Here is a 21,066-nt window from a genome sequence, read left to right on the forward strand (position 1 = left end):
TCCCGGATCCGGCCCGGGAAGGAGCTGTCTACCACGCCGGGCAGGATTGGAGGCGCGTGCCGGTCACTGCGGCCTGAAGCGCGATGACGAATGCTGATGGGCGATCTTCCACTGGCCGTTCCGCCGCACCATCACGAAGGTGTAGCGGCCGGGAATGGAGATCGACTTTCCGTCGGGCAGCGTCGCGGAAAACTCGTCATAGCCGGTCAGCACCACGGCCTCGTCGGAGAGTTGCTGCGCCGACATATCGCCGAGCCTGACCTGAGCCCGGGCGCGCAGTGGCGCCATGAAATATTCGCGCAAGGCCGCCTCGCCGACGATCAGCGTCGAGCTGATGATGCCCTGCACGGTCGCATCGGGCAGGTAGATCGGCGCCAACACGTTGATGTCGCTTGAATTGAACGCGGCCTCCCACGTCTGCAATGCGGCATAGGCGTCTTCTTTTGGCCCGGCTTCCGCAGCTCCCGGCAACAAACAGAGCCATGCACTTGCGGCAAAGGACAAAGCCCATCTCGGTGGCATTCTCTGCTTCCGTTCCTAGAAAGTGAATTGGAGATCTGCGGCAGGATGCAATGCGGATTTTGAACGACAACAAAGTCGACAGGATCTTGTGGGGCGGAAGTCTTTCCAGATTGTTGCATTTTGCGTGGAGCAAAGTGCTTCGTTGCCGACTATTTGGGTTGTAGTGTAGAATTTCCCGGTATTTTTGCGGGAATTACAGCTTTTGATGATTTTCCTGGCGGTGTTGCTAGGTAAAGTTGTGGCGGTCACGCGGTCCGGTGACCCGCTGCGGCACGGGGCTCCGGACGGCCGGGATGCAATCGGATGCTTACGGTCGAAGCACCCTTGCCAGCAATTCGACGAGGCCTTTTGCCGCCGCCCCGTCGGTGTCGAGTTTCGGGTTGAAGATCGTGACGTTCAGGCCGATGGCTTTGCCGGAAGTGATCGCCGCCCGGAGCGTCACACCCACCTCGTCCCATGACAGCCCGCCGGGCATGCGATAGTCGACAGCCGGCATGATCGCGTCATCGAGCACGTCGGCATCGAGATGCAGCCAGAAGCCGGCGCGTTCGGGCTGCGACAGATAGCTGACGGCCTGGCCGGCCGCCGCGGCGGCCCCGAGCCGGCGGACGCCAGCCAGATCGATCAGCCTGATCGCAGTGTCCTCGATGCGCTGGCTGCCATGCACCTCGGCCTCGGCGGCGTCGCGCCGCCCGAATACCGTGACATCCTCGTCGTGCAGCAAAGGGTGCCTGCCCTCGAGCACGGTTACCACCCTGGGTCCGCGGCCGGTGGCGAGCGCAAGCTCCATCGATGCCGCCTCGCCGTTCGGCTCGGCGTCCGGCTGGTAGAAGTCGGCGTGGCCGTCGAGGAACATGAGGCCGTAGCGTCCGCGACGCTTGAGCGCGAGCAGGCAGCCGAGCAGGATCGAACAATCGCCGCCGAGCACCACCGGAAATTCGCCGGCATCGAGGACCGAGCCGACGGCGTCGGCGAGCGTCACCGAATAGTTGGCGATTCCCTGCGGGTTGAGCAGCAGGGTTTCCGGGTCGCGGCGGTGATCGTAAGGCGGCGGCGTGACGCGCCCGGCGCGTCGCGCGCCGAGCCGCTCGGCGAGCCCCGCCGTCAGCAAGGCGTCGGGCAGCGTCTCGACGCCGGCCGGAAACAACCCGAGCGCCGATGGGGCCTCAATGATCGCGAAGCGGGGACCGGCCATGATTACCTGCCCAGTGCTTTTGGGGACCGGCGCCAAGGCAGCCCAGCCCTTGCTGCGATGAAAGCATCGTGGGCTGGCTGCGCAAGTGCACCGGTCAGGCGGTCTTTCGTGTCGCCGGTGACAGCCGGTGGACCACCGGCGCGAGCTTGATGACATTCCGGCCGGCGCGCTTGGCAGCGTAAAGCGCCATGTCGGCGGCTTCGATCAGCGCGCTTCGGTCAGGCGTTGCCGCGCTCGGATAGACGGTCGCACAGCCGATGCTGACCGTCACCACATGCACCGGCGGATTGCCGCGATGCGCCAGGCCGAGCTCCTGGATGGCCAAGCGGACCCGCTCGCCCATGCGTTCGCACCCGGCCGGATCGGTGCTCGGCATGAGCAGGGCGAATTCCTCGCCGCCATAGCGGGCGGCGCTGTCGGCGGGACGCCGGGCGACCTGAGATATGGCGACGGCGACCCGGCGCAGGCATTCGTCGCCAGACTGATGGCCATAGCCGTCGTTGAACTTCTTGAACTGGTCGACGTCGATCAACAGCAGCGATACGGGGTCGCCGTCACGTTGGCACCGGAGCCATTCCGCTTCGAAAACCTCATCGAAGCACCGGCGATTGGCGATGCCCGTCAGTCCGTCGCGGGTGGCGAGCGCGGCAAGCTGGGTCTCCAGTTCCTTGTGCTCGGTCATGTCGCGGGACACTGCGACGACACCGTCGATCTCGGCGGTTTGCGGATCGCGTGTCACATTGAGCGAGGACTCGACCCAGATCTCGCCCTTCTCCCGATGGCGCGTGCGATAGGTCAGTTTTGCTTCCGCCAGGTCGCCGCGCCGGAGCGCCTCGACCGTTCGGTCGACTGCCGGCCTGTCATCCGGGTTGATCCCGTTCAGCGCCGGCGTGCCGATCAGGTCCGCGGCGCTCCAGCCGACCACCCGGACCGCCGATGGCGAGACATAGATCAGCTGACCGTCGAAACCGATGCGGCTGACCATGTCGCTGGAGGCTTCGGCCAGCAGGCGGAAATCCGCCTCGCGGGCCTCGACGACATGGGCCATCCGCTGCCGCTCGATCATCTGCCGCACCAGGAACAGACCGAGCATTGCGATCAGCATGGTCAACCCGGCGACGAAGGTCATCCGCTCGACTGCGGCGACGCGCCAGCTTGCCAGCACGTCGGCACGTCCCCTCGAGGCGACCACGATCAACGGGAAGCGTTCGCTGCGTCGATAGGCACTCAGCCGTTCGATGCCGTCGAGCGCCGAGGTGAAGGCCAATGTGCCGGCGGTTTGGCGAGCGGCATGGTGGACCACCGGCGAGGCCGAAACATCGCGTCCGATGAAGCTGTCATCGACGGGGAAACGGGCCAGCAGGGTGCCATTGGCCGCGATCAGGGCGAGCGAGCCTTGCTTGCCCATGTCGAACTGGCTGTAGAATGTCTCGAAATAGGCGATGTCCACCGTGGCCAGAACGACGCCGGCAAACTCGCCCTCGGGCGTCTGGACGCGGCGCGAGACGGTGACGATCCACTGGCCGCCGGATCGACTTCTGACCGGTCGCCCGATGAACGCGCCGCGTTCCGTCGAACTGCGGTGATGGGCAAAATAGTCCCGATCGCTGTTGTTGAAGCGTGCGACGTCGACCGGCTCGCTCGTCGCGAGCCAAGCCCCGTCCGCGCCATAGACGAACAGGCCGCGCAACCGCGGCATGGTCGCCTTGCGCAAATGAAGGACGCCCTGCAGCCGCGCCATCGCCGCCGGTGTGGTGCCCTCCGTTTCCAGGCGATGGACGACGCCGATGACCGCATTGTCCACGAGCTCGATGCTGTCCTCGGCATGCTGGAGCAGGGAGCGCACCAGATTGGCCGCGTCGACTTCGGCGGCACGCAGATCCTGGTCGCGGGCCGACCATTCCCTGAGCGCTCCCATGGCCAGGATGGCACCGCAGACCAGCATGACGAAGGCCGCGGCGATACCGGGCAGGTGCCGCTTCATCGAGGTCGAGACGGGGCGTGACATATAGGACATGGGCATGGGACCGTTGCGGCGACGATCCCATGCCCACCTTAACAAATGGGAAGACGTTAATTCTCGTTTAGAATGAGCTTTGCCGGTGAGCCGAGCGTCCACGGCAAACCCTGTCGGAGGAAAGCGAGAATGAACCCGCGTCGGTGTTGACGTAGCGGAGGGAGAATGCTCGACGATCAAAAGCGCGTTTTCGGTCTGTGGTTTTCGCGCCCGGCAATAAATTTGCCGACAGCAATCAGAGGCCGGGGGTCGAATGTTTCGTCTTGGTGCTTTGATGTTGTCTGCTGCGATTTTTCGCTCCTGTGATTCCGTCGAAACTATTTTCGTTGTCTATTTTCTATCTTGTGGGAAATGCCGATAAGAATGCACTTGAGTGTGCTGAACGAAACCTGGGTGCGGTTTGCGCCTTAAAGGAAAATTAAGCCTGATATTGAAGATATTGGCCCGGGCTGAAGTTGTTTCACGGGGCAGATCATGTCGGTTCTCGCGCGCATCCGCATCACTTCAAAGCTGATGATCATCATCCTGGCGTTGAACCTGGTGGCCGTTACCATGGCCGGGGTCGGCTACTACGCCTTGAAGCGCGTCGGAGAGGAGACCGCTCGCATGGCCAATGTCGCCAAGCGCGCCACGACATCCGCACGGATGGGCCAGAATGCAATGATGATCGGGCGGCTGGAAGCGGTTATGGCCGCGAGCCCGACAGCCGAAATTGTCAACACCAGTCTCGCCGGCATCCGGGCTGAGCTGAAGACTTTCGGAGAACGCGCAGCGCTCATCCGCTCCAGCCCCTGGCAGCCCGCCCGGGAGACGCTCACCAAGGTCGAGGCCGCGCTGGATCGTTACAAGACGGCGCTCGGACCACTGCAGGATCGCGCCCGCGCCATTAGCGGCACCGCCACGGCCGAACAGCAGAAGCAGCTGGCCGAGGTGCTCTCCGCCACCCGGCAGCCATTCCTCGATGTGCGCAACGCCATGCGTGAACTGACGGAGATGCAGTCCAATCGCGTCGACGAATTCGCTCAAGGGGTCGAGGCGCTCGGCACGGACATGTCGCGGCTGCTGATGATCCTGGGCGGACTTGGCCTTCTGGCCGGCATCGGGCTGGGCATCGCTGTCGGCCGTTTCGGTATCGCCGTGCCGATCACCAGGCTGACGGCATTGCTCAATGCTCTGGCCAAGGGGCGGTTCGATGTCGATGTCGACGGCACCGCGCGTCAGGACGAGATCGGCGATATCGCCCGGGCGGCCGCGACCTTCAAACAGAACGGCATCGAGGCCCGGGACCTGCGCGAGGCCCAGGAGGCGGCGAAGGCCCGCGCCGCCGCCGAGCAGAAGGCGCTGCTCAACCGCATGGCCGATGAATTCGATGCGGCTGTCGGTGGAATCGTCGCCAATGTCTCGGCCTCGTCCGAACAGCTCAAGGCGGCAGCCGAGACCTTGTCGGGCACGGCCGCGGAAGCGGCCGCCCAGTCGGGCGCCGTGGCGGCCGCCTCCGAACAGGGCTCCGGCAACATCCAGACGGTCGCCTCGGCGACCGAAGAGATGGCCGCTTCGGTGCGCGAGATCGGCGCGCAGGTCGAGCGCTCGGCACACATGGCGAGCGGTGCCGTCTCCGGGGCGGATCTCTCCGCAGTCAGGGTCAAGGACCTGTCCGAGAAGGTGCAGAAGATTGGCGAAATCGTCGAGCTGATCAATGCGATCGCCGCGCAGACCAACCTCCTGGCGCTGAATGCCACGATCGAGGCGGCGCGTGCCGGAGAGGCCGGCCGGGGCTTCGCGGTCGTGGCGTCGGAGGTCAAGAGCCTGGCCGATCAGACCGCCAAGGCGACCACCGAGATCGCCAACCAGATCGGTGGCATCCAGTCCGCCACCAGCGAGTCGGCCAGCGCCATTACCGGCATTGCCAAGACGATCCGCGAGATCAGCGCGGTGGCCGGCGACATCGCCGCGGCGGTGGACGAGCAGAGCGCGGCCACCCAGGAGATCGCCCGCAATGTCCAGCAGGCCTCGGCCGGCTCTTCGGAGGTTTCCGCCAATATCGCGGGTGTTTCCCAGGCGGTCTCCGAGACCGGGGCGGCTGCCGCCCAGGTCCTGTCTTCGGCTGAAGGGCTGGCCGCCCAGGCCGGCCAATTGCGCAGCGAGATGGCCAGGTTCCTGGCGACCGTCAGGGCCGCCTGAGGCGGCTCAGATCCGCTTCTCGTAATCCCGCTCGACCACCGCGTGGGTGGCCCAGAACGGCTGCGGCACGCGTCCGTTCAGCTTGTCGACCAGGATGCCCAGATGGGTGTGCCAGCCGCTCGCCACGCTGCACATCTCGGCCTGGTCCTTGAGCCGCCGGTGGGTCAGGACGAGGAGGACGTCCGGCCCCTGTTCGGCCAGCTCGAAACTGACCTCCGAACCGGTCGGCTCCGGGCTGTCCCACAAGAAACTCAGCCGATACGGCGGGTCCACCCGGGTGATCCGGCCGTGGTTCACATGGCCTTTCTCCAGTCCCTCATATTTCTCCGGGATGGTCTCCTTGTGCGGCGTCAGGGTCTGATGGTCGAAGAAGAGTTCGGCCTTGCCGCCGACGCGCAAATCCATCTCGCCGGAGGCGAGCCAGGTGCCGCGCTTGTCGGCTTCGGTCAGGTAGGCCCACACCCGCTCGATCGGGCCGGGCAGGACGCGGCGGAATACCACCACGCCGGCTTCGGTCACAATGCCATGGTCACTCATCACTTGCTCCTGGGCTTCTTCGGTGTGCCTTGATCGGCCTGGGGTTTTCTCAGCTCGCGTTCCAACGCATCGAGCTTGCCGCTCCAGAACGCCCTGACTTCGCCAAGCCAGGCGTCGATCTCGTCGAGGCCGGTCGGGTCGAGGCGGTAGATGCGCCGCTGCCCGTCGACCCGCATGCTGACGAGGCGGGTCTCGCGCAGAACTTTCAAATGTTGCGAAATGGCCGGCGCGCTGATGTCGAAACGCTCGACGATGTCGGCCACCGCCCTTTCGCCTTGCGACAGCATGGCAACGATGGCGCGGCGGGTCGGGTCGGACAGGGCGGCAAAAGCTGACATGACGATAGAATTCGTCATTCACTTAATTAAGTCAATGACGAAATTATTGGGATGCCCTGGCGACCCGGCGCGACACCGACCGGACATTGAAAGGACGATCGCGAAAGCGCCAGCGCCACCGCCTTGGACGAGCCTATCCGCTTGATCCGAGACGGTGGCCGGGACCTGGAAGGCTCAACGAGCCTGTGTGGACGGCTCCGGCGCCACGCCGGCGCCTTGGGACAGCACCCGCTGCATCAGAACGGTATCGACCCAGCGCCCGAGCTTGAAGCCGACCGACCGCAAGGTTCCCGCCGGCGCGAAGCCGAGGCTGCGATGGAGTGCGATCGATCCCGCATTGCCGCTGTCGCCGATCACCGCCAGCATTTGCCGCCAGGGCCCGCGTTCGCAGCGCGCGATCAGATCGGTCAGCAGGCACGTGCCGATGCCCTGGCCGCCGAGGCCATCGGCGACATAGACGGTATCCTCGATGGCGTAGCGATAGGCCGGGCGCGGCCGGTAGGCGGTGGCATAGCTGTAGCCGACGATGCGTCCGTCCCGTTCGGCTGTCAGGTAGGGCAGGCCGGCACCGAGCACGGCGGCGCGGCGCGACAACATCTCCTCCACCGAAGGCGGCGTTTCCTCGAAGGTCGCCAGGCCATGCAGCACATGGTGTGAATAGATCGCCTGCACCGCGGTCATGTCCGCGACGGTTGCCTCACGCACGATGATGCCACGCGCCGATCCGTCCGTTCGCACTCCGTCGGCCTTGGCCATATCCACCTTGCTCATCCATGTTCCCCTGGCATCCGCGCCGCCATGGCTATGCATCATGCCCCGCAAGCGGCCCCGTCGTCCCGCGGTGATCGCGGCGCGTGTCAGGCCGATATCGGTCAGCATCCGGTCGTCCAGTTCATTCAGCGCCCGACGCTGAAGGATCCGGGAATGGGGTGAGGCGAGGAGATAGCGGGAGACCTCCTTCAGCAATTCCAACGCCAAGATGTGCCGCAGAACCATGTCTCGTCCAGCCGATCCGAACCCGGCGCCAAGTGCTGATGACATGCCGGTCATTGGATCTTGCGGTCATGCGCTCCATAATGGAAGCTTCTGGAGATTATGCGAAGCATGAGGAAATCTTTGCCATGCGCGGCCTCAATCTCGACCACCTGCGCAGTTTCGCGGATGTCGTCGAGCTGGGCAGCTTCTCGGCTGCCGCCGAGCGTGCGGGGCTCTCCCAGCCAGCCATCAGCCTGCAGATCCGCCAGCTCGAAAGCCGGCTCGGCAGCCGCCTGATCGAGCGGGTCGGTCGGCGCGCAACCCCGACGGCGGCCGGCAGCGAGCTTCTCCTGCACGTCGCCCAGCTCGACGATGTCGTGGCTGCCATCCTCGACAGCATGGCGCGCCATGCCTCCGGCGCGGTCGGCCGGGTCAGGCTCGGCACCGGCGCCACGGCTTGCATCTATCTCCTGCCGCCGATCCTGCGCGGCCTGCGCCAGCGCCTGCCCTCGATCGAGATCACGGTGAGCACCGGCAACACCGTCGATGTCGTCAAGGCGGTGGAGGACAACACTCTGGACATTGGCCTGGTCACCATGCCGGTTTCCGGCCGCATGCTGGAGATCATCCCGGTGCTGGACGACGAGTTCGTGGCGATCCAGTCGAGCGACGGCCCGGCCTTGCCCGATGCGGTCACCGCCGAGGCACTGTCGCGCCTGCCGCTGCTGCTTTACGAGCCCGGCGCCAATACCCGGCGGATTGCCGACGAGTGGTTCGCCCGCGCCAATGTCCGGCTCAAGCCGGTCATGTCGCTCGGCAGCGTCGAAGCCATCAAGCAATTGGTCGCGGCAGGACTTGGCGCGGCCATCCTGCCGCGCATGTCCGTGCCTGAACGCGGCGGTCCGTCGGGCCTCGTCTCGCGCTCGCTGACGCCGCGGCTGTCGCGCAAACTCGTTCTGGTCATCCGGCGCGACAAGCCGTTGGGGCGGGCCCTGAAAGCGATGATCGAGGCGTTGCGGGCGGCGGCGGCATAAGCCGTCGCTCAGGCCGCCTTGGCGTGCCTGGCGCTCGGGGTCCGCATCGTCACCAGCTCTTCCGCCGCGGTCGGATGCACCGCCATGGTCGCGTCGAAGTCTTCCTTCGTGGCGCCCATTTTCACCGCAATGCCGGCCATCTGGATCATCTCGCCGGCATCGGGTCCGCAAATATGCACACCCAGCACCTTGTCGGTCTCGCCGTCGACGACCAGTTTCATCAGGGTCCTGGTGTCCCGGCCGCTCAAGGTGTGCTTCATCGGCTTGAACACGGCGCGATAGATGTCGACGGCATGGCCGCTGGCGCGCGCGACCTGTTCGGTCACGCCGACCGTGCCGATTTCAGGCTCGGAGAAGACCGCCGTCGGAATGGTCGAATGATCCGCCGACCAGGGTTTGCCGCCGAAGATCGTGTCGGCGAAGGCGTGGCCTTCACGGATCGCCACCGGCGTCAGGTTCACCCGGTTGGTGACATCGCCGACCGCATAGATCGAGGCGACCGACGAGCGGCTGCGGGCGTCGACCTTGACGGCTCCGATCTCGTCGACGGCGACGCCGGCGGCCTCAAGCCCGAGCCGGGCCGTATTCGGCTTGCGGCCGATCGCGGCCAGGACCTGATCGGCCTCGACCGGCGCATGGCCGTTCTTGAAATGGACGGTCAGGCCGCTGGCTGCCTTGTCGATGCCGGTGAAGACGTCGCCCATGACGAGTTTGATGCCCTTCTTGGCATATTCGGCCATCAGATGGTCGCGCAGGTCCTCGTCGAAGCCGCGCAGGATCTTCTCGCCGCGATAGACCAGGGTGACTTCGGAACCGAGGCCGGCGAACACGCCGGCGAATTCGACCGCGATATAGCCGCCGCCGGCAATGACGATGCGCTTGGGCAATTCGGCCAGCTGGAACACCTCGTTCGACGAGATCATGTGTTCGCCGCCACGCAGCGCCTCGTCGGTCGACGGGCGGGCGCCGGTGGCGATCAGGATATAACGCGCGGTGACGGTCGTGCCGTCGGCGAGCCGGACGCTGTTCGGGCCGGTGATCACGGCACGCTGGGGCAGTATCTCCACGCCGGCCCGGTCGAGATTGGCCCGGTAGGCCGCCTCCAGCCTGGCGATTTCCTTGTCCTTGTTGGCGATCAGGGTTGCCCAGTCGAAGCGCGCGCCGTCGATCGTCCAGCCGAAGCCCCGCGCGTCCTCGATATGCTCGTGATATTGCGAGGCATAGACCAGGAGTTTTTTCGGCACGCAGCCCCTGATAACGCAGGTGCCGCCGACCCGGTATTCCTCGGCGATCTTCACTTTGGCGCCGTGGCCCGCCGCGATGCGGGCGGCTCTCACGCCGCCCGAACCGGCTCCAATGACGAACAGATCGACGTCGTAGGCCATGCCCGCTTCCTCTCGAATTAGCGTTGCCAAGATAGGGATTGTGGCGTCGAAGCGACAGATCAGATTGGCCACAGGGCAGGTCTGCCGGAATCCGCATTTCCCCTCTATGGCCGGGATCGCGCCGGAGGGCGACAGTCGGCCAAACGACTTGGGGAGGACATGATGAGCGTCTTGACGCGCCGCGAAGCCGTCGCCTGTTCGGCGGCCGCGCTGGCAACCCTTTGTGGCACGCGCTTGCATGCGCAAAGCCTGCCCGAGCTGAAGCTGATGGTGCCGGCGGCGCCCGGCGGCGGCTGGGACCAGACCGCCCGCGTCATGCAAAGCGTGCTGACCACCCAGCGCATGGTCCGCTCGGCCCAGGTCAACAACGTGCCCGGCGCCGGCGGCACCATTGGCCTTGCCCAGTTCATCAACGGCTTCAAGGGCGATCCGTCCGGCCTGATGGTGTCGGGTTTCGTCATGGTCGGTGCGATCCTGATGAACAAGTCGCCGGTGACACTGGCCGAGGTGACGCCGATCGCCCGGCTCACCGGCGAGTGGCAGGCGCTCGTCGTCGCCCAGAACTCGCCGATCAAATCCGTGCAGGATCTGGTCAACGCAGTGAAGGCCGATGTCACCAAGGTCAGCTGGGGTGGCGGTTCGGCTGGCGGCGTCGACCACATCACCGCGGCCATGTTCGCGTCGAAGGCTGGTGCCGACGGCTCGAAGGTCAATTACATCGCCCATGCCGGCGGCGGCGAGGCGCTGGCCGCCATCCTGTCGGGACGGGTCACCGTCGGGGTCAGCGGCGGCAGCGAATTTGAGCAGCATGTGAAGGGTCGGCGGCTACGCTGGATCGGCCTGACCGCGCCGAAAGCCACGCCCGACCTGCCCGGTCCGACACTCGCCGACCAGGGTTTCGACCTGGAACTGCAGAACTGGCGTGGCCTGTTCGCCGCCGCCGGTCTCAGCGCCGAGCAGCGTGCCGGCATCACCAAGCTCACGAGCGACATGGTCAAGTCCAAGGCCTGGCTCGAGCAGATCGCCCAGAAGGGCTGGCAGGACACCTATCTCGACGGCCCGGCTTTCGAGACCTTCGTCGCCGACGAAATCAAGCGGGTCGACGGCGTGCTGCGCGACCTTGGACTGGTGAGGGCGTGATGGCGGATGAAAGCCACACGGCGCCCGATCGCTCCGTCATCGCGATCGGCGCCGCCCTGCTGGTGGTCTCAGGCGTGGTGTTCTGGCAGTCCTGGGGCCTCAGGGCGAGCTTCGGCAACCAGGCGATCGGTCCCCAGATGATGCCGTTCCTGGTCAGCGGCCTGCTGGCGGTCTTCGGCGTGCTGACCATCCTGGAGGGGCTGCGTGGCGTAGCGCCAGCGCGTGACAGCGAGGATTGGTCGGCGGTTCTGTGGATTGCCGGCGGGCTTGCGGTGATGATCGCCCTGGTCAAGACGGCGGGCTTCGTACCGGCAACGGCGTTGCTGTTCGCCGCCACCGCGCGCGCTTTCGGTTCCACCCGCGCGCTGGTCGACCTGGCGCTCGGCGCGGTCATCGCCCTGGTGGTCTATCTGTTCTTCGTGCGGGTTCTTGGCCTCTCGCTGCCTTCGGGCTTTGTCGAAACCCTGTTCTGAGGCCGCGATGGAAACCCTCTCCGCCCTGATGCACGGCCTGACGATCGCGATCCAGCCGGGCAATCTGCTGTTCGCCCTGGTCGGGGTTACGCTCGGGACGGCGGTCGGCGTGCTGCCCGGCATCGGGCCGGCGATGACGGTCGCGCTCCTGTTGCCGATCACCTTCAAGATGGACCCCGGCGGCTCGCTGATCATGTTCGCCGGCATCTATTACGGTGCCATGTATGGCGGCTCGACCACCTCGATCCTGCTCAATACGCCAGGCGAAAGCGCCTCCATCGTCACCGCGCTGGAGGGCAACAAGATGGCCCGCGCCGGGCGCGGCGGGCCAGCGCTCGCGACCGCGGCGATCGGCTCCTTCGTGGCCGGCACCATTGCCACCGCGCTGTTGACCGTGCTGGCGCCGACGCTGGCAGAGGTCGCCATCGGCTTCGGGCCGGAGGACTATTTCGCCCTGATGGTGGTCGCCTTCATCACCGTGTCGGCCACTTTTGGCTCGTCGCGCCTGCGTGGCCTGACGTCGCTCGCCATCGGGCTGACGCTCGGCCTGGTCGGCATCGACAAGCTCACCGGCCAGTCGCGCCTGGCCTTCGGCATTCCCGACCTGCTCGACGGCCTGGAAGTGACGACGGTCGCGGTCGCCATGTTCGCGGTCGGCGAGGCCATGGCGGTGGCCGCCGCGCGCGCCAGGGCGGGTGACGAGCAGGTCGAGGCGATCAGAGGCTCGCTCTGGATGACCAAGGAGGACTGGCGGCGCTCCTGGGGGCCGTGGTTGCGCGGCACGGCTTTCGGTTTTCCGATCGGCGCCTTGCCGGCGGGCGGTGCCGAGATCCCGACCTTCCTGTCCTATGCGACGGAAAAGAAGATCAGCAAACATCCGGAAGAGTTCGGCCGCGGCGCCATCGAAGGCGTTGCCGGTCCGGAGGCCGCCAACAATGCTTCGGCGGCCGGCACGCTGGTGCCGCTGCTGACTTTGGGCATTCCGACCTCGGCCACCGCCGCCATCATGCTGGCCGGCTTCCAGCAATATAACCTTCAGCCGGGCCCATTGCTGTTCGTCACTTCGGCTGATGTCGTGTGGGGCCTGATCGCTTCGCTGTTCATCGCGAACTTCATTCTGATCGTGCTGAACCTGCCGCTGGTCGGCCTCTGGGTGCGGCTCCTGATGATCCCCAGGCCCTGGCTCTATGGCGGCATTCTGGTCTTCGCCACCGTCGGCGTGCTGGCGGCCAAGGCGTCGCTGGTCGAACTGGCGCTGGTGCTGCTGCTCGGCCTGCTCGCCTTCGGCATGCGCCGCTTCGACTATCCGATCGCGCCGGTCATCGTCGGCATGATCCTGGGCCCGATGGCGGAGACCCAGCTGCGCCGGGCGCTGCAGATCTCGAACGGCGATGCCATGGTGCTGCTGACCAGCCCGATCTCGGCCACGCTTCTGGTGATTGCCGTGATCGCGCTGTTCGGGCCGATGCTCTGGGCAAGGCTCGGCTGGTCGATGAAATCGGACGAGGACTGATGGATGGTCGTCGCGGCCGGCCCTGCGTCCGGCCGCGTTCGTCTCAGAGCCGGATGCCGCGCTTCTGGAATTCTTCGCGGAAGCGCTGCACGAGATCGCGGGTGACGACCTGGCTCCACTGCTGCGACCGGGCGAAGGTCTCCTCCATGATCGAGGGGACCGTGCGCACCAGTTTCTGGCCCTCGGCCGACTGATAGAAGGCCTGGATGCGCTTCAACTCGTCCATGGTGAAGCGCTGGGCATAGGCCACCGAGATCGACTGGATCAGCTCGTTGACGCGCGGCTGGAATTCCGCCTTCAGCAGTTCGCCGACTTCGTTGAACTGCCGGCCGAGATCCGGATTGGTCGGCAGGAACATGGCCTTGGCCTGTTCGATGAAGGCCGGAATGACATTCTCGAACGAGGTCGAGGCACCCGACAACTCGACCACCTGGCGCGCGAGCGCGACTTGTTCGGCCGGCGGCTGGGGAGCCGGAGCCTGGGCGGCGGGCGCCTGGGCGAGCAAGGAACCAGGCCGCTGGGCAGGCGCATTCTGCGCGAAGGCAGCATGCGGCGCGGCCAAAGCGGCAGTAGCCAGCGCTGCAGCTACGAACGAACGGACGAGCATCAAAGAAACTCCTCAAGAGAGCGAGCGGCCGCAGAATGCCGCGGCGACGTCGGTGTTAAACACGTCCTACGACCTCCGCGCCCCCAGGGGAAGCAATGATCGCGAAACTGGCAAGGCCAATGAACAATCCGTGCTCAACGACACCGGGCACGGCGTGGAGGCGGGCGGCAAGCGCGACCGGATCTGCGATCCGTTCGCAGGCTGCGTCGAGGATCATGTGACCGCCGTCCGTGACGAAAACATGGCCATCGGCCTTCTTGCGCAGATTCAGCGGCCCTGGGCAACCGGCCGCATCCAGCACCTTGGCGACCGCGCGCCGGGTTGCCTCCAGGCCGAACAGGTTCACCTCGATGGGCAGTGGATAGCGGCCGAGCGTCGCGACCTGTTTGGAGGCGTCGGCGATGACGATCATCCGCGCCGAGGCGGATGCCACGATCTTTTCCCTGAGCAGCGCACCGCCGCCGCCCTTGATCAGGTTGAGCGCGGGGTCGATTTCATCGGCGCCGTCAATGGTCAGATCGAGCTCCGGGGTCTCGTCGAGCGTGGTCAGCGGCACGTTCAGCCGCTCGGCCTGGGCCCGCGTGACCTCGGATGTCGGGACGCCGATTACCCTCAGCCCGCCGGCGACCCGCTCGGCCAGGAGATCGACGAAATGTTTGGCGGTCGAGCCGGTGCCGAGCCCGAGACGCATGCCGTCCTCGACGAAGGACAGCGCCTTGGCGGCGGCATCGCGTTTGAGGGCCTCGGGATCGCTCATGCGAAAGGTTCCATCATGAAACTTGAGGGCGGATAGCGCGGCCGGGCGACAAGGTCCAGTGCTTAACGGTTCTTACGAGGCCATACTTGCCGCGCGCCAGCGCGAACCGTCGGAAATCCACAGCCTGCGGCCCGTCGACCTTCGATCCGGGCCAAGGTGGTGAATGGCGTCTGCACGACCTTGCACGGATTGTCGGGGTCGGACGGCAAGCTCGGTTTTTAGAAATCAACGGTATCCATGCGCGGCGCGGCGCTCGGGCTCATCACCTCGAGATCCGGCTCGGGCACCGGATCGCCGGTGTCGCGGAAGCGGTTGACGATCGGATAGCGGCGATCGCGGCCGAAATTGCGCGCGGTCACCTTCACCCCCGGGGCCGCCTGGCGCCGCTTGTATTCGGCGATCGCCAGCAGGCGCTCGATTTTCTTGACCGTGTCCTTGTCGTAGCCTTCGGCGACGATGGCAGCGACCGATGCCTCCTTTTCGACCAGCCGCTCCAGGATGGCGTCGAGCACGTCATAGGGCGGCAGCGAATCCTGGTCCTTCTGATTCTCGCGCAATTCCGCCGAGGGCGGCTTGGTGATGATATTGACCGGGATCACCTCGCCATCGGGGCCGAGCGCACCCGGTGGTTTCCAGCGATTGCGCAGCGCCGACAGGCGGAAGACCTCGGTCTTGTAAAGATCCTTGACCGGATTGTAGCCGCCGTTCATGTCGCCATAGATGGTGGCATAGCCGACCGACATCTCGCTCTTGTTGCCGGTGGTGACCACCATGGCGCCGAACTTGTTGGAGATCGACATCAGGATGGTGCCGCGCGCCCGGCTTTGCAGGTTTTCTTCCGTGATGTCGCGGCTGGTGCCCTTGAACAGCGGTGCGAGGGCTGATTCCAGTCCCTCCACCGCGCTTGCTATCGGCACCACGTCATAACGCACGCCGAGCGCGCGGGCGCAGGCGAAGGCGTCCTTGAGCGATTCTTCCGCCGTGAAAATATAGGGCAGCATGACGCAATGAACCCGGTCGGGCCCAAGCGCATCGACCGCCATGGCCGCACAGATCGCCGAATCGATGCCACCCGAGAGCCCCAGCACGACGCCCGGAAAGCGGTTTTTCTCGACATAGTCGCGCAGGCCCAGCACGCAGGCCTGGTAATTGGCCTCGTCGCCGCCGGCATGGGGATGGATCGGGCCGGAGAAACTCCAGCCGCCATTGGCCTTGGTGGCCTCGACGAAAGCCAGCGTCTCGACGAAGGCCGGCAACTGCATGGCCAGCCGGTGGTCGGCATTGACCGCCAGCGAGGCGCCGTCGAACACCAGCTCGTCCTGGCCGCCGATCTGGTTGATATAGAGCATCGGCAGCCCGGTCTCGGTGATGCGGGCGACGATGGTGTTCATGCGCTCGTCATAGACCGTCTCGCGATAAGGCGAGCCATTGGGCACGACGAGGAACTCGGCGCCGGTTTCCGACAGGGTCTCGGCGACCTCGGTGCTCCAGATGTCCTCGCAGATCGGAAAGCCGATACGCACGCCGCGCACGTTGATCGGTCCGGGCAGGGGACCGGGCGCAAAGACCCGCTTCTCGTCGAATACCGAATAATTCGGCAGGTCGACCTTGTAGCGGACCGCCTGGATCAGGCCGGCATCGCAATAGATGGCGGCATTGTAGACCTTGCCGGCATCGGCCCAAGGCGTCGTCACCACCATGGCCGGCCCGCCATCGGCGGTGTCGCGGGCCAGTGCTTCGACGGCCTGCCGGCAAGCGGCCTGGAAAGCCGGCTTCAGCACGAGGTCTTCCGGCGGATAGCCGGACAGGAACAGTTCGGAAAAGACCAGGAGATCGGCCTGCCGCGCAGCGGCGTCGGCACGTGCGGCGCGGGCCCTGGCGAGATTGCCTGATACATCGCCCATCACGGGATTGAGCTGGGCGATCGCGATGCGGAGCGAGGAAGGCGGCTGGGACATGGTCAAGATGTAACGCGCCGCGCTCCGCTTCTCAATGTGGGACCGGCTTTGCGCGGATGCATGGGTCGGTCGGCGAGCTCGGCAATCCGCCGCGTCTTCTGAACAAAAGGTAAAAAATACAGAAGCGCCAAGTGGTTGCAGAGTGGCGAGCCTTAACGCGGCAGTAACCTTGATGATTCATGAATGGGGTGTTCGACATCGGCGGCGCAAAGCCGATTCTGCGCGGGGGACGGGTCATGGCGAGGCGTATGAGGATCGCTGCGGGGCTGACGGCGCTGGCGGCCCTTCTGGCCGTCGCGGGCGGCGCGCAGGCGGCCGACATGGCACTCAGGGGGTCGCTGCCGAGCTATGAGGCAAGCACGCCCGGCTGGGGCGGCCTGTATGGCGGTATTCATGGCGGCATCGGCAGTGCCAATTTCGATGGGACGGGCGCAGCGCGCTCAGATGCGACCCGGCGCTTGGCGGGGTTGGTTTTTCTCGGTTCGAATAGTCTGCCCTCCGCACCCGACATGATTCAGATCGGGGCGATCCGATCCACGCCGACAATCTTCGGCTTGTTCGTTGGTTATCAGGCGCAATATGAAGACGCCGTCATCGGCGTCGAATTCGACTACAACCGTATCGGTGGCAGCGCGGGCGGTACGCGCTCCTGGACCCAGCCTTACTCCGTCATGTACTCCAGCACGGGATTTACCGACGCCTTCTCGCAGGGCGCCACCGTCACGGCACGGCTGCAGGACTATGTCACGTTGCGTATGCGCGCCGGCTGGGCTTACGGGCGCCTGATGCCTTACATCACGGCGGGTGCCGTCTTGGCGCGCGGCAGTACGTCGGTGACTTATACCGCCGGCTATGAACGGATCGATACCGATGCCGCGGATGGGGCAAATTGGACGCAACCTTTTAGTCTCATCACCCCCGCGGCTCCGCTCAACACGACCTCGTCGTCGAATGCGACTGGCTTCGGGTTCGCTGCTGGCGCCGGTCTCGAAGCCCTGGTCACCGACAATATCTTCGTCCGCGGCGAATATCAGTTCATTCGTGTGCCGAGCCTCGGCGGCGTGCCGGTCACGTTGCAAACGGTGCGCGCCGGTGTCGGCATCAAATACTGACCTTGGCCTTCAATATGGAAAGACCCGCGCCGGTCACCCGGCGCGGGTCTTTCTCGTTGTGCGCCCAGCATGGGCGCAATCTTGGAGGTGGAAGTCCTCCCGTAAGCTGGCCACAGCGAACGAAGCGAAGCGCAACTGCGGAAGGGCGACCGACCGTGGGGAGGAAGCGTGGAGCGTAACCCGCGAGACGATGGACAAGAACCGGATAGAAGGCGGTGTCGAGCAGGGCGAGCGGGCAACGAACCGCAAAGCCCTTGTGGTCAAGGCTCGATGACGTAAATCCGGCGTTTGTGCGGGGAAGGATTGCGTTCTTACCTGGGGAGATCTCGCCTCGTGCCTGAAAGGGCGACAGTGTCGAACCGGAGCGAGAAGTCAGCCGAGGTCGTAGTAGCCGGCGGGCCACCGTCGGCGAAGGACCGAACGAGAGAGAGTGAAGTTCCCCCAAGGATGAGCAAGGCCATGCGTCAGATGCCGGGTACGCCCGGGAAGCGGGAGAGGCGAACGGGTGAAGCCCGCTCGGGCTCCTGTCTCGACGAAGCCGCGCCCCCGCCCCGGACCAGGAACGACACGGGGCCGGGACTGCTCGAAGCGGTTCTGGCGCGAGAGAACCTTCTGCGGGCCTTGAAGCAGGTGCGCGCCAACAAGGGTGCGGCAGGCGTGGATGGTCTGGATATCGACCAGACGGCCAGCATGCTGCGAACCGACTGGTCCGTGATCCGCGACAGTCTGCTGAAGGGGACGTACCAGCCGCAGCCGGTGCGTCGCGTGATGATCCCGAAGCCGGGGGGAGGCGAGCGCGAGCTCGGCATCCCGACGGTGCTGGATCGCCTGATCCAACAGGCGCTCCTGCAAGTCCTGCAGCCGATCCTTGATCCGACCTTCAGCGAGCACAGCTACGGCTTCCGCCCGGGCAGACGCGCACACGATGCCGTTTTGGCGGCGCAATCGTTCGTGCAGTCCGGGCGGCGGGTTGTGGTGGATGTCGACCTGGAGAAATTCTTCGACCGGGTGGACCACGACATCCTGATCGATCGTCTGCGCCGGAAGGTCCCGGATCCCGGCGTTATCCGTCTGGTCCGTGCCTTCCTGAACGCTGACATTGTTGATGGGGATGCGGTCATCAAGCGGACCAGGGGCACGCCGCAAGGTGGCCCGCTGTCACCGCTGCTGGCCAACGTGCTGCTCGACGAGGTGGACAAGGAGCTTGAACGACGCGGCCATGCCTTCTGCCGCTATGCCGACGACAGCAACGTCTATGTGCGGTCCAGGCGGGCGGGCGAGCGGGTCATGGCTCTGCTGCGACGACTCTACGGCCGGCTTCATCTGACGGTGAACGAGACCAAGAGTGCCGTGGCTTCCGTCTTCGGCCGCCGCTTTCTCGGCTACGCCTTCTGGGTGGCGCCGGGTCGGGTGGTCAAACGGCGGGTCGCCGACAAGGCGATCAAGGCGTTCAAGACCCGGATCCGTGAACTGACACCCCGGGTGACCGGGCGATCGTTAACAGCGGTGACGGCGCGGTTGTGCTCCTTCGTGCTGGGGTGGAAAGCCTACTTCCGACTGGCGCAAACACCCAAGGTCTGGCGCGAGCTGGACGAGTGGATGCGTCATCGCTTGCGGGCCATCCAGCTCAAGCACTGGAAGCGGGGCAGGACAATCCTTCGGGAGCTGATAGCGATGGGAGCCAAACCCAACGTCGCTCAGAAGGTAGCGGGAAACTCCCGCTGCTGGTGGCGCAACAGCGGGATGCTCCTCAACTCAGTCCTCACGATCAAATGGGCCGACCAACTGGGAATGCCCAGGCTCGCCTGACCTCAATCTCTCGAACCGCCCGGTGCGGACCCGCATGCCGGGTGGTGTGGCAGGGGTGCGGTCAAACGACCGCCCCCTATGCCGATTCAGTGTTCCGGACCGCCTATTCGGCGGCTTCACGCACGCCCGGCCCGCGGTTGAGCCGCTGGCGTTTCAGCATTTCGGCGACCTTGAACGACACCTCCAGCGCCTGCTCGGCATTCAGCCGCGGGTCGCAATGGGTGTGGTAGCGGTCCGACAGCTCGGTATCGGTGATCGCCGCCCGGCCGCCGGTGCATTCGGTGACGTTCTTGCCGGTCATCTCCAGGTGGATGCCGCCGGCATAGGTGCCTTCGGCCTCGTGGATGGCGAAGAACCGCTCGACCTCGCCCATGATCAGGTCGAACGGGCGGGTCTTGTAGCCATTGCCCGACTTGATCGTGTTGCCGTGCATGGGATCGCAGGACCAGACCACCGTGCGGCCTTCCTTGGCCACCGCGCGGATCAGCGCCGGCAGGTGCTTTTCCACCTTGTCCGCGCCGAACCGGCAGATTAGCGTGATGCGCCCGGCCTTGTCCTCGGGGTTCAGCACATCCAACAGGCGCAGCATGCTGTCCGGCTCGAGGCTCGGCCCGCATTTGAACGCGATCGGGTTCTGCACGCCGCGGAAATATTCGACATGGGCATGGTCGGGCTGGCGTGTGCGGTCGCCGATCCACAACATGTGGCCTGACGTCGCATACCAGTCGCCGCTGGTCGAATCGACGCGGGTCAGCGCCTCCTCATAACCGAGCAGCAACGCCTCGTGGCTGGTGAAGAGCTCCGTCGTCCGCATTTCCGGATGGGCTTCCGGATCGATGCCGCAGGCGCGCATGAAGTCGAGCGCCTCCTGGATGCGCTCGGCCAGATGCCGGTATTTGTCGGTGGCCGGGCTGTCCTTGACGAAGCCCAGCATCCACTTCATCGCATTGTCGAGATTGGCATAACCGCCATAGGCGAAGGCCCTGAGCAGATTGAGGGTCGCCGCCGACTGGCGATAGGCCATGGCCTGGCGCTGCGGATCGGGTTCGCGCGCCTCCGGCGTGAAATTGATGTCGTTGATGATGTCGCCGCGATAGGACGCCAAAGTCACGCCGTCGATGGTCTCGGTATCGGTCGAACGCGGCTTGGCGAACTGCCCGGCGACCCGCCCGACCTTGACCACCGGCATGCCGCCGGCATAGGTCAGCACCACCGCCATCTGCAGGAAAGCCCTGAAGAAGTCGCGGATATTGTCGGCGCCATGCTCGGCGAAGCTCTCGGCGCAGTCACCGCCCTGGAGCAGGAAGGCTTCGCCTTTTGCGACTTTCGCGAGCGCCTTCTTGAGATTTCGCGCCTCGCCCGCAAAAACGAGTGGAGGAAAGCCCGCAAGGCGCTTCTCGACGTCCTGAAGAGCAGCCTGGTCCTTATAGACCGGCACCTGCAGGATCGGCTTCGACCGCCAGCTCGACGGGCTCCAACGCTCGCCCATGACATCCTCCTTGCGCATTGATGC

18 protein-coding genes and 1 pseudogene are annotated in these 21,066 nt (G+C 65.4%); 7 read left to right on the plus strand and 12 right to left on the minus strand.

What is annotated here, in order from left to right:
- Positions 1-63: 63 nt before the first annotated feature.
- The 3 genes from E8M01_RS15550 to E8M01_RS15560 form a co-directional block, all read right to left on the minus strand.
- Complete coding sequence (locus E8M01_RS15550; protein ID WP_170181911.1) at positions 64-504, minus strand: SgcJ/EcaC family oxidoreductase; 441 nt, start codon at positions 502-504, stop codon at positions 64-66.
- Between the two features lie 325 nt (positions 505-829).
- Positions 830-1,717, minus strand: coding sequence for an arginase family protein (locus E8M01_RS15555; RefSeq protein WP_136960943.1), 888 nt, complete (start codon positions 1,715-1,717; stop codon positions 830-832).
- Between the two features lie 94 nt (positions 1,718-1,811).
- A complete protein-coding gene (locus E8M01_RS15560; protein WP_342778709.1) occupies positions 1,812-3,836 on the minus strand; it encodes a diguanylate cyclase domain-containing protein in 2,025 nt (674 codons plus the stop codon).
- A gap of 372 nt (positions 3,837-4,208) precedes the next feature.
- On the opposite strand from E8M01_RS15560, the gene E8M01_RS15565 reads away from it, so the two are divergent.
- Positions 4,209-5,915, plus strand: coding sequence for a methyl-accepting chemotaxis protein (locus E8M01_RS15565; protein WP_136960944.1), 1,707 nt, complete (start codon positions 4,209-4,211; stop codon positions 5,913-5,915).
- Between the two features lie 6 nt (positions 5,916-5,921).
- On the opposite strand, the gene E8M01_RS15570 is transcribed toward E8M01_RS15565, so the two are convergent.
- From E8M01_RS15570 to E8M01_RS35995, 4 genes and pseudogenes are all read right to left on the minus strand, one after another.
- Positions 5,922-6,452: an SRPBCC family protein gene (locus E8M01_RS15570; protein ID WP_136960945.1), complete on the minus strand. Its 531-nt coding sequence runs from the start codon at positions 6,450-6,452 to the stop codon at positions 5,922-5,924.
- The gene (locus tag E8M01_RS15575) at positions 6,452-6,790 is read right to left on the minus strand and encodes an ArsR/SmtB family transcription factor (protein ID WP_136960946.1); all 339 of its coding nucleotides are present in this window, start codon (positions 6,788-6,790) and stop codon (positions 6,452-6,454) included. The genes E8M01_RS15570 and E8M01_RS15575 overlap by 1 nt, the downstream gene beginning before the upstream one ends.
- Positions 6,791-6,964: 174 nt before the next feature.
- Complete coding sequence (locus tag E8M01_RS15580; RefSeq protein ID WP_246088817.1) at positions 6,965-7,546, minus strand: GNAT family N-acetyltransferase; 582 nt, start codon at positions 7,544-7,546, stop codon at positions 6,965-6,967.
- Between the two features lie 93 nt (positions 7,547-7,639).
- Positions 7,640-7,840, minus strand: a pseudogene (locus E8M01_RS35995) (YjiS-like domain-containing protein); the annotation flags it as partial.
- A gap of 71 nt (positions 7,841-7,911) precedes the next feature.
- Here E8M01_RS35995 and E8M01_RS15585 point away from each other — a divergent pair.
- Positions 7,912-8,799: a LysR family transcriptional regulator gene (locus tag E8M01_RS15585; RefSeq protein WP_136960948.1), complete on the plus strand. Its 888-nt coding sequence runs from the start codon at positions 7,912-7,914 to the stop codon at positions 8,797-8,799.
- An 8-nt stretch (positions 8,800-8,807) separates the two neighbouring features.
- Here the strand turns inward: E8M01_RS15585 and gor are convergent, their stop codons facing one another.
- Positions 8,808-10,184 (minus strand): glutathione-disulfide reductase, encoded by a 1,377-nt coding sequence (gene gor, locus E8M01_RS15590; RefSeq protein WP_136960949.1) that lies wholly within the window; start codon positions 10,182-10,184, stop codon positions 8,808-8,810.
- Positions 10,185-10,346: 162 nt separating this feature from the next.
- Between gor and E8M01_RS15595 the strand changes: the two genes are divergently transcribed.
- From E8M01_RS15595 to E8M01_RS15605, 3 genes are read left to right on the plus strand one after another with little or no spacing between them, the layout of a single operon-like run.
- Complete coding sequence (locus E8M01_RS15595; RefSeq protein ID WP_136960950.1) at positions 10,347-11,324, plus strand: Bug family tripartite tricarboxylate transporter substrate binding protein; 978 nt, start codon at positions 10,347-10,349, stop codon at positions 11,322-11,324.
- Positions 11,324-11,797 (plus strand): tripartite tricarboxylate transporter TctB family protein, encoded by a 474-nt coding sequence (locus E8M01_RS15600; protein WP_136960951.1) that lies wholly within the window; start codon positions 11,324-11,326, stop codon positions 11,795-11,797. The genes E8M01_RS15595 and E8M01_RS15600 overlap by 1 nt, the downstream gene beginning before the upstream one ends.
- A 7-nt stretch (positions 11,798-11,804) precedes the next feature.
- Entirely contained in the window at positions 11,805-13,310 is a 1,506-nt protein-coding gene (locus tag E8M01_RS15605; RefSeq protein WP_136960952.1) for a tripartite tricarboxylate transporter permease, read from the plus strand.
- A 43-nt stretch (positions 13,311-13,353) separates the two neighbouring features.
- Here E8M01_RS15605 and E8M01_RS15610 read toward each other — a convergent pair whose 3' ends face one another.
- The 3 genes from E8M01_RS15610 to E8M01_RS15620 all read right to left on the minus strand — a co-directional run bounded on the left by E8M01_RS15610 (position 13,354) and on the right by E8M01_RS15620 (position 16,632).
- The gene (locus tag E8M01_RS15610) at positions 13,354-13,917 is read right to left on the minus strand and encodes a DUF2059 domain-containing protein (protein ID WP_136960953.1); all 564 of its coding nucleotides are present in this window, start codon (positions 13,915-13,917) and stop codon (positions 13,354-13,356) included.
- Between the two features lie 55 nt (positions 13,918-13,972).
- Complete coding sequence (gene rpiA / locus E8M01_RS15615) at positions 13,973-14,674, minus strand: ribose-5-phosphate isomerase RpiA (protein WP_136960954.1); 702 nt, start codon at positions 14,672-14,674, stop codon at positions 13,973-13,975.
- A gap of 218 nt (positions 14,675-14,892) precedes the next feature.
- Positions 14,893-16,632, minus strand: a complete 1,740-nt coding sequence (locus E8M01_RS15620; RefSeq protein ID WP_136960955.1) for an NAD+ synthase — start codon at positions 16,630-16,632, stop codon at positions 14,893-14,895.
- Positions 16,633-16,811: 179 nt separating this feature from the next.
- On the opposite strand from E8M01_RS15620, the gene E8M01_RS15625 reads away from it, so the two are divergent.
- Both E8M01_RS15625 and ltrA read left to right on the plus strand, forming a co-directional pair.
- A complete protein-coding gene (locus E8M01_RS15625; protein WP_136960956.1) occupies positions 16,812-17,744 on the plus strand; it encodes an outer membrane protein in 933 nt (310 codons plus the stop codon).
- Positions 17,745-18,203: 459 nt separating this feature from the next.
- Complete coding sequence (gene ltrA / locus E8M01_RS15635; RefSeq protein WP_246088531.1) at positions 18,204-19,553, plus strand: group II intron reverse transcriptase/maturase; 1,350 nt, start codon at positions 18,204-18,206, stop codon at positions 19,551-19,553.
- 103 nt (positions 19,554-19,656) lie between these two features.
- On the opposite strand, the gene E8M01_RS15640 is transcribed toward ltrA, so the two are convergent.
- Positions 19,657-21,042 carry a class II 3-deoxy-7-phosphoheptulonate synthase gene (locus E8M01_RS15640; RefSeq protein ID WP_136960957.1) on the minus strand — a complete coding sequence of 462 codons (1,386 nt, stop codon included), beginning with the start codon at positions 21,040-21,042 and terminating at the stop codon, positions 19,657-19,659.
- Positions 21,043-21,066 lie beyond the last annotated feature (24 nt).

Origin of the sequence: Phreatobacter stygius (genome assembly GCF_005144885.1) — a bacterium.
GTDB classification, from domain to species: Bacteria; Pseudomonadota; Alphaproteobacteria; order Rhizobiales; family Phreatobacteraceae; genus Phreatobacter; species Phreatobacter stygius.

Bases quoted from the DNA above. Each gene is read 5' to 3' on its own strand.
- E8M01_RS15555 (WP_136960943.1), bottom strand. From the start codon at position 1,717: ATGGCCGGTCCCCGCTTCGCGATCATTGAGGCCCCATCGGCGCTCGGG.
- E8M01_RS15640 (WP_136960957.1), bottom strand. From the start codon at position 21,042: ATGGGCGAGCGTTGGAGCCCGTCGAGCTGGCGGTCGAAGCCGATCCTG.
- E8M01_RS15580 (WP_246088817.1), bottom strand. From the start codon at position 7,546: ATGGCCAAGGCCGACGGAGTGCGAACGGACGGATCGGCGCGTGGCATC.
- E8M01_RS15565 (WP_136960944.1), top strand. From the start codon at position 4,209: ATGTCGGTTCTCGCGCGCATCCGCATCACTTCAAAGCTGATGATCATC.
- E8M01_RS15575 (WP_136960946.1), bottom strand. From the start codon at position 6,790: ATGTCAGCTTTTGCCGCCCTGTCCGACCCGACCCGCCGCGCCATCGTT.
- E8M01_RS15570 (WP_136960945.1), bottom strand. From the start codon at position 6,452: ATGAGTGACCATGGCATTGTGACCGAAGCCGGCGTGGTGGTATTCCGC.
- rpiA (WP_136960954.1), bottom strand. From the start codon at position 14,674: ATGAGCGATCCCGAGGCCCTCAAACGCGATGCCGCCGCCAAGGCGCTG.
- E8M01_RS15610 (WP_136960953.1), bottom strand. From the start codon at position 13,917: ATGCTCGTCCGTTCGTTCGTAGCTGCAGCGCTGGCTACTGCCGCTTTG.
- E8M01_RS15600 (WP_136960951.1), top strand. From the start codon at position 11,324: ATGGCGGATGAAAGCCACACGGCGCCCGATCGCTCCGTCATCGCGATC.
- E8M01_RS15620 (WP_136960955.1), bottom strand. From the start codon at position 16,632: ATGTCCCAGCCGCCTTCCTCGCTCCGCATCGCGATCGCCCAGCTCAAT.
- E8M01_RS15595 (WP_136960950.1), top strand. From the start codon at position 10,347: ATGAGCGTCTTGACGCGCCGCGAAGCCGTCGCCTGTTCGGCGGCCGCG.
- E8M01_RS15605 (WP_136960952.1), top strand. From the start codon at position 11,805: ATGGAAACCCTCTCCGCCCTGATGCACGGCCTGACGATCGCGATCCAG.
- E8M01_RS15625 (WP_136960956.1), top strand. From the start codon at position 16,812: ATGAATGGGGTGTTCGACATCGGCGGCGCAAAGCCGATTCTGCGCGGG.
- gor (WP_136960949.1), bottom strand. From the start codon at position 10,184: ATGGCCTACGACGTCGATCTGTTCGTCATTGGAGCCGGTTCGGGCGGC.
- ltrA (WP_246088531.1), top strand. From the start codon at position 18,204: ATGCGTCAGATGCCGGGTACGCCCGGGAAGCGGGAGAGGCGAACGGGT.
- E8M01_RS15585 (WP_136960948.1), top strand. From the start codon at position 7,912: ATGCGCGGCCTCAATCTCGACCACCTGCGCAGTTTCGCGGATGTCGTC.